11 protein-coding genes are annotated in these 13,356 nt (G+C 72.0%); 6 read left to right on the forward strand and 5 right to left on the reverse strand.

What is annotated here, in order from left to right; genetic code table 11:
• Window positions 1–7 precede the first annotated feature (7 nt).
• Window positions 8–793, reverse strand: coding sequence for an enoyl-CoA hydratase-related protein (locus V1633_RS34885; protein WP_331218329.1), 786 nt, complete (start codon window positions 791–793; stop codon window positions 8–10).
• Window positions 794–810: 17 nt separating this feature from the next.
• On the opposite strand from V1633_RS34885, the gene hemW reads away from it, so the two are divergent.
• Entirely contained in the window at window positions 811–2,034 is a 1,224-nt protein-coding gene (gene hemW / locus V1633_RS34890) for a radical SAM family heme chaperone HemW (protein ID WP_331218328.1), read from the forward strand.
• A gap of 204 nt (window positions 2,035–2,238) precedes the next feature.
• Here hemW and V1633_RS34895 read toward each other — a convergent pair whose 3' ends face one another.
• On the reverse strand, window positions 2,239–2,871 hold the full coding sequence (locus tag V1633_RS34895; RefSeq protein ID WP_331218327.1) for a DUF4870 domain-containing protein: 633 nt from the start codon (window positions 2,869–2,871) through the stop codon (window positions 2,239–2,241).
• Between the two features lie 305 nt (window positions 2,872–3,176).
• On the opposite strand from V1633_RS34895, the gene hrcA reads away from it, so the two are divergent.
• The 3 genes from hrcA (at window position 3,177) to V1633_RS34910 (ending at window position 6,375) form a co-directional block, all read left to right on the forward strand.
• Window positions 3,177–4,199: a heat-inducible transcriptional repressor HrcA gene (gene hrcA / locus V1633_RS34900; RefSeq protein WP_331218326.1), complete on the forward strand. Its 1,023-nt coding sequence runs from the start codon at window positions 3,177–3,179 to the stop codon at window positions 4,197–4,199.
• A gap of 91 nt (window positions 4,200–4,290) precedes the next feature.
• Window positions 4,291–5,430, forward strand: a complete 1,140-nt coding sequence (dnaJ, locus tag V1633_RS34905) for a molecular chaperone DnaJ (RefSeq protein ID WP_331218369.1) — start codon at window positions 4,291–4,293, stop codon at window positions 5,428–5,430.
• Between the two features lie 204 nt (window positions 5,431–5,634).
• Window positions 5,635–6,375 carry a 16S rRNA (uracil(1498)-N(3))-methyltransferase gene (locus V1633_RS34910; RefSeq protein ID WP_331218325.1) on the forward strand — a complete coding sequence of 247 codons (741 nt, stop codon included), beginning with the start codon at window positions 5,635–5,637 and terminating at the stop codon, window positions 6,373–6,375.
• A gap of 36 nt (window positions 6,376–6,411) precedes the next feature.
• On the opposite strand, the gene V1633_RS34915 is transcribed toward V1633_RS34910, so the two are convergent.
• The 3 genes from V1633_RS34915 to fbaA form a co-directional block, all read right to left on the reverse strand.
• On the reverse strand, window positions 6,412–8,934 hold the full coding sequence (locus V1633_RS34915; RefSeq protein WP_331218324.1) for a beta-glucosidase family protein: 2,523 nt from the start codon (window positions 8,932–8,934) through the stop codon (window positions 6,412–6,414).
• 219 nt (window positions 8,935–9,153) lie between these two features.
• Window positions 9,154–10,176 (reverse strand): hypothetical protein, encoded by a 1,023-nt coding sequence (locus V1633_RS34920; protein WP_331218323.1) that lies wholly within the window; start codon window positions 10,174–10,176, stop codon window positions 9,154–9,156.
• A gap of 20 nt (window positions 10,177–10,196) precedes the next feature.
• Window positions 10,197–11,207, reverse strand: coding sequence for a class II fructose-bisphosphate aldolase (gene fbaA / locus V1633_RS34925; RefSeq protein ID WP_331218322.1), 1,011 nt, complete (start codon window positions 11,205–11,207; stop codon window positions 10,197–10,199).
• A 293-nt stretch (window positions 11,208–11,500) separates the two neighbouring features.
• Here fbaA and V1633_RS34930 point away from each other — a divergent pair, with 293 nt between their 5' ends.
• Complete coding sequence (locus V1633_RS34930; protein ID WP_331218321.1) at window positions 11,501–12,259, forward strand: HAD family hydrolase; 759 nt, start codon at window positions 11,501–11,503, stop codon at window positions 12,257–12,259.
• Window positions 12,260–12,281: 22 nt separating this feature from the next.
• Window positions 12,282–13,349, forward strand: a complete 1,068-nt coding sequence (locus V1633_RS34935) for a glycoside hydrolase family 172 protein (protein WP_331218320.1) — start codon at window positions 12,282–12,284, stop codon at window positions 13,347–13,349.
• Window positions 13,350–13,356: the final 7 nt, after the last annotated feature.

Below are 13,356 nucleotides of genomic sequence, written 5' to 3' on the forward strand. Positions count from 1 at the left end.
GGTCAGTTCAGACCCCGGGTACCCACCGGGCGGGCCGTTTCTCCCGGAACGCCGCGACGCCTTCCCGCCCCTCCGCCGAGTGGAAGTACCGCACCGACAGCTCACGCAGCTCGGCCAGGTCGGTCCGGAGGTCGGCCGCCGGCGGGCGGTGCAGCAGCTCCTTCGCCCCGGCCAGCGCGGCCGGCGCACCGCGTACCAGGGCCAGGCAGTAGGAGGCCACCGCCTCGTCCAGCGCCTCGGCGGGAGTGACCGTGGTGACCAGGCCGATCTCGGCTGCCCGGCGCCCGTCGAAGACGTCCCCGGTCAGGTAGAGCTCCGCCGCCGCCCGGGGCTGCAACCGGGGCAGTACCGTCGCCGAGATCACCGCCGGGACCACGCCGAGGCGTACCTCGGTGAAGGCGAAGGTGGCGTCCGGTACGCAGATCGCGATGTCCGCCGCCGCGATCAGGCCGAGGCCGCCGGCCCGCGCCGGCCCGCCAATCCGGGCCACCACCGGCTTCGGGCACTCCCGGATCGCCGCCAGCACGTCACCGAGCTTCGCCACCGGCACGGTGCCGTTCTCGTACGCCGCCGCGGTCTCCTTGAGGTCCGCGCCGGAGCTGAAGACCGGGCCGGTGTGGGAAAGCACGACCACCCGTACGGCGTCGTCGGCCACCGCCGTGGCCAGCGCGTCGAGCAGCTGGGTCATCAGCGGCGTGGAGAGCGCGTTCCGGTTGTGCGGGCTGTCCAGGGTGAGAGTCGTCACCCCGTGCGCGGTCGAGACCCGGACGAGCGGGTCGGGGGCTGAGGTCATGCCGGCACACTAGTCGTATGCCCGGAACCCTCCCCGCAGGTGAACCCGTCCCCGTCGACGGGACGCTGCCCGACTCCGCCCGGGTGGAGGTGGGGACGCGCGGCTTCGGGGTCTACGTGCACGTGCCGTTCTGCGCCAGCCGCTGCGGCTACTGCGACTTCAACACGTACACGGCGAGCGAGCTGGGCGGCGGCGCCGGCCGGGACGGCTACGCCGACCAGGTCCTCGCCGAGTTGACGCTGGCCGGCCGGGTGCTCGGGGACAACCCGCCACCCCGGGTCGACACGGTCTTCGTGGGCGGTGGCACCCCGACCCTGCTCCCCGCCGACGACCTCGCCCGGATCCTGGACGGCATCGACCGGCTCTGGGGGCTGGCCGGCGACGTGGAGGTCACCACCGAGGCGAATCCGGAGTCGGTGACCCGTGAGTCGTTGAAGGCGCTGCGGGCGGCCGGCTACACCCGGATCTCGTTGGGCATGCAGTCGGCGGCCGCCGGGGTGCTGGCGGTGCTGGACCGCCGGCACAGTGCCGGCCGGGCCACCGCCGCCGCCGAGGAGGCCCGGGAAGTCGGCTTCGACCACGTCAATCTCGACCTGATCTACGGGACGCCGGGGGAGAGCGCGGACGACTTCGCGGCATCGCTGGACGCCGTGGTCGACGCGGGCGTCGATCATGTGAGCGCGTACGCCCTGATCGTGGAGGACGGCACCCGGCTGGCCGCCCGGATGCGCCGTGGCGAGCTGCCGTACCCGGACGACGACACGGCCGCGGACCGTTACCTGGCGGCGGAGGCCCGCCTCTCCGGTGCCGGTTTCTCCTGGTACGAGGTCTCCAACTGGGCCACCTCAGCCCAGGCGCGGTGTCGGCACAACCTGCTCTACTGGACCGGCGGCGACTGGTGGGGCCTCGGCCCGGGAGCACACAGCCACGTCGGCGGGGTCCGCTGGTGGAACGTCAAGCACCCCACGACGTACGCCGCCCGGCTCGGCGCGGGTGAGTCGCCCGGACAGGGGCGGGAGTTGTTGTCGACGGCGGACCGGCGGGTGGAGGACGTGATGCTGCGGCTCCGGCTCGCCACCGGCCTGCCGCTGGCGGTCCTCGACGATGCGGGGCGGGCGGGGGCGGCCGAGGCGCTCGCCGCCGGGTTGCTGAGCCGTTCCGGGTACGCGGCGGGGCGGGCGGTGCTGACCCTGCGCGGACGGCTGCTCGCCGACGCGGTCGTCCGTGACCTGTTGCCTTGACCGTCCGGAGCGCCGGGGACGGTCATGGTCGGTGGTTCCGGTCCGGCGACGGCACGCGGCCGGCGGTGACCCGGCCCGGGTGGACGCCGCTGGTGCGGCGTCCCGACCGGTGACGGTGCAGGTCCGGTGGCCCGTGCGCGGGGGCCGGCGGGCGCGCGGTGGCGTCGGCGACCCCGGCACGGGCCGTGTCCGGTCCGGTCGGGACTACTTGACCATCCGGATGCTCATCGGGTAGCGGTACAGCACGCCCTCGTTGGCCTTCATGCCGCCGAGGATCGCGAAGACGACCTGGATGATCAGCGTGATGAACGGCAGGAAGAACAGGATGCCGAGGGTGCAGGTCGCGATGATCACCGCGATGATCGAGGCGATGCCCCAGGTGATCTGGAAGTTGAGCGCCTCCACCGCGTGAGCCCGGACCGTCGGGGACTCGTTCCCCTTGGCCAGCATCGCGACGAGCCCGGCGATGAACCCGACCAGAGCGCCACCGAAGTGCGCGATCAGCGCCCAGGTCTTCTCGTCGCTGTTGGCGTAGCCGGCCGGAGCGGCAGCCCCGTACGGCGCGCCCGGCGGGTAGCCCCCGGGCGGCGGGTAGCCGCCCGGCGGTGGGTAACCCCCAGGCGGTGGGTAGCCACCGGGGGGCGGGTAGCCGCCCGGCGGTGGGTAACCCCCGGGCGGCGGATAGCCACCGGCGCCGGAGGTCGGCGGGGGATAGGCCCCGCCGCCGGAGGTCGGCGGCGGGTAGGCGCCGCCGCCGGAGGTGGGCGGAGGAGTGCCCGGCGCGTCGTACGGATTGTGCGAGCCGTACTCTCCGGGAGGGCGAGGTGGTTCAGTCATGGGGTCACGGTAGGTGCACCGATCAAACGGCGCCAGACACCCCCTGGCGATTGAAACTGGACAATAGTCGACCGGACCGGCTGGCCCCGCCGAGGTAGGGTGTGCGAACAAGCAGGTGGTCCGGGATCGGCAGGCGCGGGTGTCCCGGATTGGAGAGCCCATCCAGTCGATCATCGCGTCTCCTGCGCCGTGGTCGTAGACTGGCACTCGATACGGTCGAGTGCCAAGGTGTATCCGTGGCCCGACCGTCGTGGTCGCCCCGGTCGTGTCGGCAACCGGGGCCGGGACGTCGCAGGGAGGTGAGGATGGGTCTCGACGACCGCAAGCTCGACGTGCTGCGCGCGATCGTGGAGGACTACGTCGCCACCCAGGAGCCGGTCGGCAGCAAGGCCCTGGTCGAGCGCCACCAGCTGGGAGTGTCACCGGCCACCGTGCGCAACGACATGGCCGTGCTGGAGGAGGAGGGCTACATCCGGCAGCCGCACACCAGCGCCGGACGGGTGCCCACCGACCGGGGTTACCGGCTCTTCGTCGACCGGCTCTCCCGGGTGAAGCCGCTCACACCGGCCGAGCGTCGGGCGATCGAGCGGTTCCTGGTCGGCGCGGTCGACCTCGACGACGTGGTGCACCGCACCGTACGTCTGCTCGCCCAGTTGACCCGGCAGGTCGCCGTCGTGCAGTACCCGAGCCTGGCCCGGTCCTCGGTACGGCACCTCGAACTCGTACCGATCTCCACCACCCGCCTGATGCTCGTCATGATCGCCGACACCGGTCGGGTGGAGCAGCGCCTCGTCGAACTGCCCGCGCCGGCCAGCGCGGACGACGTGATCGACATGCGGCGCCTGGTCAACGAGCGGCTCGGCGGCAAGCGGCTCGTCGACACCCCGCCCCTGGTCCAGGCGTTGGTCGAGGAGGCGCCACCGGCGCTGGGTTCCGCGATGGCCACCCTCGCCACCGTCCTGCTCGAGACGCTCGTCGAACGACACGAGGAGCGGATCGCCCTGGCCGGCACCGCCAACCTCGCCCGGGGTGGGCTGCTGGACTTCCAGGGCTCGCTGCGTCCGATCCTGGAGGCGCTGGAGGAGGAGGTCATCCTGCTCAAGCTGATCGGCGAGGTCGAACCGAACACCCTCCAGGTACGCATCGGCGACGAGAACGAGATCGACAACCTGCGGGCCACCTCGGTGGTCAGCACCGGCTACGGGCCAGGGGCCACCATCGTCGGTGGTCTCGGCGTGTTGGGGCCGACCAGGATGGACTACCCGGGCACCATCGCCACGGTGCGGGCCGTGGCACGCTACGTCGGCGACGTGCTGGCGCAGAACTGACCCACCCACACCTTGCGCAGAACTGACCACCAAGGCTCATCTGACGACCGGCGGACGGTAACGCGAGACAGACATGAGGACACGGAACGCAGTGGCCAGGGACTACTACGGGATTCTCGGCATCAGCCGGGACGCCTCCGACGACGAGATCAAGCGTGCCTACCGCAAGCTGGCACGGCAGTACCACCCGGATGTGAATCCGGACCCGGAGGCACACGAGAAGTTCAAGGAGATCAACGCCGCGTACGAGGTCCTCTCCGACGACCAGAAGCGGCAGATCGTCGACCTCGGCGGTGACCCGCTCGCGCCCGGCGGTGGCGGTGCCCCGGGCGGACCGGGCGGTCCCGGCGGGCCGTTCGTCGGCTTCCAGGACATCATGGACGCGTTCTTCGGGGCCGCCGGCGGCTCCCGGGGGCCGCGACCCCGTACCCGGCCGGGTGCCGACGCCATCCTCCGGCTGGAACTCGACCTGCACGAGACCGCGTTCGGGGTGGAGGCGCCGATCACCGTCGACACCGCCGTGCTCTGCACCACCTGCTCCGGCGCCGGCACCGCACCCGGCACCCACCTCGCCACCTGCGAGGCGTGTGGCGGGCGCGGCGAGGTCCAGTCGGTGCAGCGGACCTTCCTTGGCCAGGTCGTCTCGTCCCGGCCCTGCACCGTCTGCCAGGGCTACGGCACGATCATCCCGCACGCCTGCCCCACCTGCGCCGGCGACGGCCGGGTCCGGACCCGTCGGTCGCTGACCGTCAAGATCCCGGCCGGTGTCGAGGACGGCATGCGGATCCGGCTCGCCCAGCAGGGTGAGGTCGGCCCCGGTGGCGGCACCGCCGGCGACCTGTACGTCGAGATCCACGAGCGTCCGCACGACGTCTACTCCCGCAAGGGCGACGACCTGCACTGCCGGGTCACCGTGCCGATGACCGCGGCGGCGCTCGGCACCCGGCTGACCATCAAGACGCTGGACAGCGAGGAACCGGTCGACGTGAAGCCGGGCACCCAGCCCGGGTCGACGCTGCGGCTGCGGGCCCGGGGTGTTCCGCACCTGCGTGGCACCGGCCGGGGTGACCTCTACGTCCACCTCGACGTCCGGACGCCGACCAAGCTCGACGCCGAGCAGGAGCGGATGTTGCGCGAGTTCGCCAAGACCCGGGGCGAGGAGGTCGCCGAACTCAGCAAGCAGGGCGGCTTCTTCTCCCGGATGCGCGACGCCTTCAACGGCCACGGCTGACCCGACCGGGCTGTCCCGTCCCGGCGTTGGTCCGGTTGCCGGCTCGGTTGGGCTGTCCCGCCACGGCGTTGGTCCGGCTGCCAGCCCCTCGCCGGGCTGGCCCCCGGGCGCTGATCCGGTTGCCGGTGCTCACCGGGCCGGTCGCCCCGGGCAATTGCCGGCGCGCGGCCGGACCCCGGTCGCCGGTCGGTTAACCTGCTCGGCGTGAGCGCTCCGTTGTTCCTGGTCGAGTCGCTGCCGTCGGGAGACGTCGTCACACTCGACGGACCCGAAGGTCACCACGCCGCGACCGTGCAACGGCTGCGGACCGGCGAGGAGCTGCTGCTCGCCGACGGGCGGGGCGGCACGGCCACCGCCGTCGTCACCGCCGTCGGCCGGGGCACCCTGACCGCCTCCGTCACCACCCGGCGGTACGTCGACCCGCCCGACCCGCGGCTTGTCGTCGTACAGGGCATTCCAAAGGGGGAGCGGGCCGAACTGGCCGTACAGGCGATGACCGAGGTCGGGGTGGACGAGATCGTGCCCTGGGCGGCGGCGCGCTCGGTCGCGCAGTGGCGGGCCGAGCGGGGTGTCCGGGCCCGGGACCGCTGGGTGTCGACCGTCCGTGAGGCGGCCAAGCAGGCACGTCGGTCCTGGCTGCCGGTTGTCGGCGGATCGTCGTCGGTGCCGGCCGCGTCACTGGCTACGGTGACCGACCGGTTCGTCGGCGCCACCGCTCTTGTCCTGCACGAGGAGGCGGAACACCGGCTCACCACCGTGGCGCTGCCGGCCAGCGGCGAGATCGTGCTGGTGGTCGGCCCGGAGGGTGGCATCGCCCCGGAGGAGTTGACCACGCTGACCACGGCCGGCGGGACACCGGTCCGGCTCGGTGCCGAGGTGCTGCGAACCTCGACCGCCGGAGTCGCCGCGCTGGCCGTACTCAGCACCCGGCTCGGCCGGTGGTGACGGGCGGCCGGCCCGGGTTCTCCGGCCATCGAACGGTCAGACGTCGAACAGGACGGTGAGCCGGCGGTCGGCGACGCTGCGGGCCGCTTCGAGCCGGTACCGGCCGGGCCGGGTACGCCACCCGTGCCCGGTCCAGACCTGGAAGCCACGTGCCGGCAGTGGCACCCGTACGGTCACCGCCTCACCGGGGGCGGCCTCCACCCGGGCGAAACCGGCGAGCCACCGTACCGGTCGGTCCGGCTCGGTGTGCTCGGGGCCGACGTACAACTGCACCACCTCGGCGCCCGGTCGGCCACCCGCGTTGCTTACGGTGGCCACCGCGACCGGCCCGGCCGGACCGTCCTCGACCGACAGTGCCTGGTAGTCCCAGTCGGTGTAGCCGAGCCCGTGCCCGAACGGGAAGAGCGGCTCCGCCCGCCATCCCCGGTAGCCGACGAGTACGTCGTCGGGATAGTCGAGTACGCCGTCGACCGGGGTGACGTTGAGGCCCGGGCAGTCCTCGGGGCGACGCGGCCAGGTGGTGGGCAGTCGTCCGCCGGGTTCCGCCCGGCCGAGCAGGACGTCGGCGAGGGCGTGTCCCGCCTCCTGGCCGGGAAACCAGGTGAGCAGGACGGCCGCCACCTCGTCGACCCAGGGCATCAGGACCGGGGAGCCGGCGTTCACCACGACGACCGTCCGGGGGTTGACCGCCGCCACCCGGCGGACCAGTTCGTCCTGCCGGCCGGGCAGGGCCAGGGTGCTCCGGTCGAAGCCCTCCGACTCCACCTCCTCGGTGGTGCCGACCACCACCACCGCCAGGTCGGCGTCGGACGCCACCCGGACCGCCTCGGCCAGCAACGCCTCCGCCTCGTCGCCTGCCGGGTCCGCGTCCCCGCCTGCCGGCCGGTCTCCCGGGTCCGTATTCCCGCCTGCCGGCCCGGGGATCGGCTCGGCCGGCTCGGCATGGCCGAGGCTGGCTGACACGAAACCGCTCCGTTCCTCCGACAGTGTCCGGCTCAGCAGCACGTCGACCGGCTCGCCGGCGGTCAGCGGTACGTCGAACCGTCGCTCCACGGTGGACAGGAAGACCGTCCCCGGGTCGTCCCTCTCGTCGAAGAGCGGGCCGGCGAAGAGTTCCGAACCCCCGACCGAGAGGACAAACTCCCCGAAGCCGTGCAGGGCGAACCGGTGCCGGCCGCCCCGCGTCGGCGTGTACCGGGCGGCGAGTTCCACCCGGGCCACCTCGGCAGGGCGTAGCCCGTCGGGGAGGTCACCCATCCAGCGCACCGTCGCACGGTCGAGTTCCGCCCGGTACAGCTCACGACCGTCGGCGGCCCGCAGGGTCGCGATGACCGGGCTCCAGCCGTTGCCGCCCGCTGGCCGCAGCCGGGGTCGGGGGTCGGCGCCGACCGCGTGGTCGAGGACGACGTCGGGCAGGGCGGTGGCCAGCCCGGCCAGCGGGGAGACCACGTGCGGGGGCGAGACCTGGGCGCTGCCGCCTCCCTGGATGCGGGCGTCCTCGGCGAGCGCGCCGAGGACCGCGACCCGGCGCAGCCGCCCTGCGTGCAGCGGCAGCAGGTCACCGGTGTTGCGGGCCAGCACCATCGAGCGGGTCGCCACCTCCCGGGCCAGGGCGGCGCCGTCCGGCGGCGCGGGTACCCCGGTCGGCGTCGCCGGGCCGGGAGGTGGCACCGACGGGGCGCCGCCGTCGAGCAGGCCGACTCTTGCGGCGAGCCGGAGCACCCGACGTACCTTGTCGTCGACGAGGGTCTCGGCGACGGTGCCGGCGCGGACCGCGGCGACCAGCGCAGCGCCCCACGGGTCGCCGGCGGCCGGCATCACCACGTCGAGCCCGGCGTCGGCGCTGGCCACCGTGCTCCGCGCGGCGGTCCAGTCGGAGACGACGACGCCGTCGAACCCCCACTCCCGTTTCAGCAGGTCGTGCAGGAGCGGTCGGTGCTCGGTCATGGTGGCGCCGTTGACCCCGTTGTACGCCGCCATCACCGCCCAGACGCCGGCCCCGACGATCCGTTCGAACGGGGCGAGGTAGAGCTCCCGCAAGGCCCGTTCGGAGACCCGGACGTCGACCGTCATCCGCTCGGTCTCCGAGTCGTTCGCGACGAAGTGCTTCACCGTGGCACCGACGCCGCACTCCTGCAGTCCGGTCACGTAGCCGACGCCGATCTCGGCGGTGAGCAGCGGATCCTCCGAGTAGCACTCGAAGTGCCGGCCGCCGAGCGGGCTGCGGTGCAGGTTGACGGTCGGGGCGAGCAGCAGGTGGATGCCCCGGCGCCGACACTCGGCGGCGAGCAGTCGCCCGGCGCGCCGGGCCAGCGTCGGATCCCAGCTGGCGGCGAGCGCCGTCGGACTGGGCAGGGCAACCGACGGGTCGTCGGGACTCCAGCGGACCCCGCGTACGCCGATCGGGCCGTCCGACATCACCAGCGAGCCGAGGCCGATCTCCGGTACGGCGGGCAGTGTCCAGAAATCCTGGCCGGAGAGGAGGCGTACCTTCGTTTCCAGGTCCAGTGCGGACAGGGCCCGCTCGATCGCGGCCTCGTCCCGTCGCCCGGTCGTCATCCCCGCCCCTGTCGTCGGCGCTGTAAGGGTCCTACTCTCAGAACCCGGCGTGGGTTCGAGATTAGCTCCGGTCGATGCTGGGAGTGGTGGGGACGGTCGATCCGCCGGTCAACGGGAGGCGTCAGATGACGCCCGCGACCAGCGGTGAGCAGGAGTCGGCCGGTGCGGCCACGGGCGAACGGCTGAGCCGGTCCACCGCACCCACGCGCCCGGCGGGGCTCACCGGATCACCTGGCGGGGGAGGAGCAGCCCGTCGCCGGCCAACCAACCGCGACGGCCTGTCTCCGGGATCAGCGGTCGGACGCCGGGCAGAGTGTGTTCGACGTGGTGCGACGCCACCACCGTGCTGGGCCAGGAGTCGTACGCCAGGCCGCAGTTGTCCAAGTCCTCGACCCAGCCACGCCAGTCCAGGTGACCGCCGTGCTCGGCCTCCGACAGCCGGTCGTCCACCCGTCCGAGCAGGGCCAGCCTCCCTGGGTCGGCGATGGAGGCGCGTACCCGTAGTTCCCGGCGGAGCGCGTCGATCGCCTTGTCCACCCGGAGGCTGTACCTCTCGGTCGACCGGTACAGGTCGTCGATCTCCGATCGCGGCGTGGTGTCCGCGCCCTCCTGACACATCGTGGCGTAGACCCGGCGCAGCGCCGCGCGGTCGAACAGCACGCCGAGTTCACGTACGACGTCCAGCGGCTCGTCGGGGGCGTGTATCACGACCAGCACCCGGTTCGGCGCGCCGAGTACGGACCGGAGATGCCGGGGGGTGCGGCCGGTCGGGTCGGAGGTTCCCTTGACGGCGGTCAGCCGGAGGCTCGCCGGGGTGCCCGGCGCCGGGTGGAGGTCGCGCAGGACCAGCATCAGCGCCGGTGCCCGGTAGTGCACCAGGTCGCTGACCTCGATGCTGTCCAGTTGGGCCACGTTCCACTGGTAGCGCCACAGGTCCCGGATGCTGTTCCGGTCGTAGCGCAGCCGCTCCGCGTGGATGGCGGCGAAGTCGTGTCGGCGGAGGAACTCCAGACAGTCATCGGCCTTGCGGGCCAGGATGGCCTCGGGGCGGAGGGTGAGCAGGGTGGTCTGTTGCAGCACGGTCAGGACCTGGGTGCCGAGCACCTCCTGGGCGATCCGCCAACTCTCCCGGAACGAGACCTCGTCCCGGTAGAGGGAGAGTTTCGCCGGCAGGGTGGTCAGGGCTCGCCACCGCTCGTCCGTGTCCAGTTGGGCCAGGTGCGGATCGGCGGAGGCCGGCACGCCGAGACGCTCGCTGAGGTTCAAGGGGCTGGCCGGGTGCCGGCGGATCCGGTCTCCACGCAGGCCTGGCGTACCCGGGCGGCCATCGCCCCTTCCGCTTTCTCCAGATATCCACGAGAGCCGTAGACCGACTTGTCACCGAGGTCCCCGTCTATCCGCAGCACCCTGTCGTATCGGCGGAACAGGTAGTCGGCGATCGCCCGCGTGAACGCGTACTGCGTGTCGGTGTCCAGATTCATCTTCACCACACCGTGCGAAACGGCGGTCGCGACGTCCGTCTGACTGGCACCGGAACCACCGTGGAAGACGAAATCGAATGGTCGGTCCCGGCCGATTCGGGAACCGACCGCCCGTTGGATTTCTCCCAACAGTTCTGGACGGAGCCTCACCTCGGCCGGTCGATACACGCCGTGGACATTGCCGAATGCGGCCGCGACGAGGTAACGCCCCCTGTCGCCGTCACCGAGTGCGGTGACTACCCGTGACGCGTCCTCGACCGTGGAGTAGAGCCGGGGGTCGCTGCTCGGTTCCTCGCCGATCACCCCGATCTCGATCTCCAGAACCGCCTCGGCCTTCGCGCACTCGTCGAGCAGTTGCCGGCTCAGTTCGAGGTTCCGGGCCAACGGGAGGGCGGAGCCGTCCCACATGTACGACTGGAACAACGGCTGGTCACCGGCGCTGACCCGCTGCTGGGAGGCGTGGATCAGCGGCAGGAGGAACGACTCGTACCGGGTTGACGGGCAGTGGTCGGTGTGCAGGGCAACCGTGGTCGGGTAGCCCTCCGCCGCCGCGCGGGCGAAGTCGGCGAAGGCGGTTGCGCCGCGTACCCCGTCCATGACGGTCGAGCCGGACCAGAATTCAGCTCCCCGAACGGTCACCTGGATGATCCCGTCGCTCGCCGCCTCGGCGAAGCCGCTCAGCGCGCCATGTAGTTCAGTCGACGAGCGCACATTTACCGCAGGATAGGCGAAGTGATGTTGCTTCGCCCGGTCCAGCATCTCTCGGTAGAGTGCGGGAGTGGCAACCGGCATGACGTCCTTTCCGAGACGAGGTGGCGGTCGTCCAGTGCGGTGCGGCGGCCATCCAATGGGAGGCGGCGGTCGTTCAGCGTGAGGTGGCGCTCACGCGGCGGCCGAGCGAGCGCACGAGTCGAGCCTTCAAGTAGGGCACGCGGCACTGGTCTGTGTCAATGTGTTCCAGTGACGAGTGGCGGGTGCCGTCGATTGTGTACGGCATCCTGGACCGGTGACGGGCCCGCCACCATGATTCGGAGGGCCTGGCTTCCCGCCGGTCCGTCGCACGGGCGCGGACAGGGGGCAACCGCGTGTCACCGAGATACCTGGTTCTGTGGGACGTCGACCATACGTTGATTGAGACCCGGGGCGTCGGCACCGCCCTGTTCGGCGAGGCGTTCACCCGGGTGACCGGCGTGCCGATGCGAGAACTGATCAAGATCCCCGGACTCACCGAACCAGACGTGCTGCACCGTATGCTGCGGCTGCACGACCTGACGCCCACCGAACAGATCTTCGCCCGGTTCGCGTACGAATTGACCGCCCTGCACGAGGAGCGGATCGACCTGCTGCGTACCCGGGGTCGGATGTTGCCCGGCGTGGAGCGGACGCTGGCCGAGCTCGCCGGACACCCCGAGGTGGCGCAGAGCGTGCTCACCGGCAACCTGCGCGGGGTGGCGGCGGTGAAACTCGACGCGTTCGGCCTGACCCGCTGGGTGGACCTGGACGCGGGCGCCTATGGATCCGACCACCGGGAGCGGGCGGCCCTGGTCGGCATCGCCCGCGCCCGCGCTGCCGACCGGTACGGGCGGGACTTTCCGGGACCCGCGACCGTGATCGTCGGCGACACCCCGGCGGACGTACGGACGGCCCGGACGGCGGGTGCGGCCGTGGTGGCGGTGGCCACGGGCAAGAGCGGGGCGGCGGAACTGGCCGCCACCGCTCCCGACCAGCTCCTTTCCGACCTGGCGGCGGTGTCGCCGTTCTTCCCAGTGGTGGCTGGTGCGGCCCGGGCGGCGATGAGCGGGGAGCGCACCGGCGAGCTGCCGGACGGCCGGGTCAGAGCCTGAGCGTTGTATCCGTGGAGGCGAGATGAACAGCTACGGCGTTGCCGGTCTGTCCGGGATCACCACCGGCCGTACCCGGTCGGTGAGCCCGGAGAACCCCACCGGCGGCAAGGGAATGGGCGGTAGGGCGGTCGACGGCACCGGCGCCCACGCGGCCCGGGAACTGGGGCAGGGCTGGAAGGTGTCACCGAGCGTGGTCGTGCCACCCGGACAGCACACCGTCCTGGCTGATGTCGAGGGTCCCGCTGTGGTCCGGCATATCTGGTTCGCGGTCCACCCCGACCACCTGCGCACGCTGGTCCTGCGGGGATACTGGGAGGAGAGCACCCGGCCCGCCATCTCGGTTCCGCTCGGCGACTTCTTCTGTCAGGGTTGGGCCGAATACGCCCCGGTCAACTCCATCCCGGTGGTGGTGAACCCGTACGGCGGCCTGAACTGCTACTGGGAGATGCCCTTCCGGCGTCGTGCCCGCCTCGTGCTGGAAAACCCCGGCCCGGTGCCGGTGACGGTGTTCTACCAGATCGACTACGAGCTGGTGGAGGTCGAAGCGGCGGCCGGGTACCTGCACGCCTGCTGGCGACGCAGCAATCCGCTGGCCGCGCTGGAGGAGCACGTGCTGCTGACCGGGGTACCCGGACCGGGACACTACGTCGGCACCTACCTGGCCTGGGGGTCGAACAGCGGTGGGTGGTGGGGCGAGGGCGAAGTGAAGTGTTACCTCGACGGCGACGACCAGTTCCCGACCATCTGCGGCACCGGTACGGAGGACTACGTCGGCGGCGCCTGGGGCTTCGACGTACCCGGCCAGGGATACACCACCTACACCACCCCGTACCTCGGTTTCCACCAGGTGGTCCGGCAGGATGGTCAGGCGCGCAGCCAGCAGCGGTTCGGCATGTACCGGTGGCATCTGCCGGACCCGATCCGGTTCGAGCGGGACATCCGGATGACGGTGCAGGCGCTCGGCTGGCGGTCCGGCGAGCGTTACCTGCCGCTGCGCGACGACGTCGCCTCGACCGCCTGGTGGTACGCGGCCCAACCGGAGGGCATCGGCCTGCCGGGACCGGAACTCGACGAGATGGAGGTGATCTGAGTTGCCC

It is taken from the genome of Plantactinospora sonchi, assembly GCF_036422035.1.
Taxonomy (GTDB): domain Bacteria; phylum Actinomycetota; class Actinomycetes; order Mycobacteriales; family Micromonosporaceae; genus Plantactinospora; species Plantactinospora sonchi.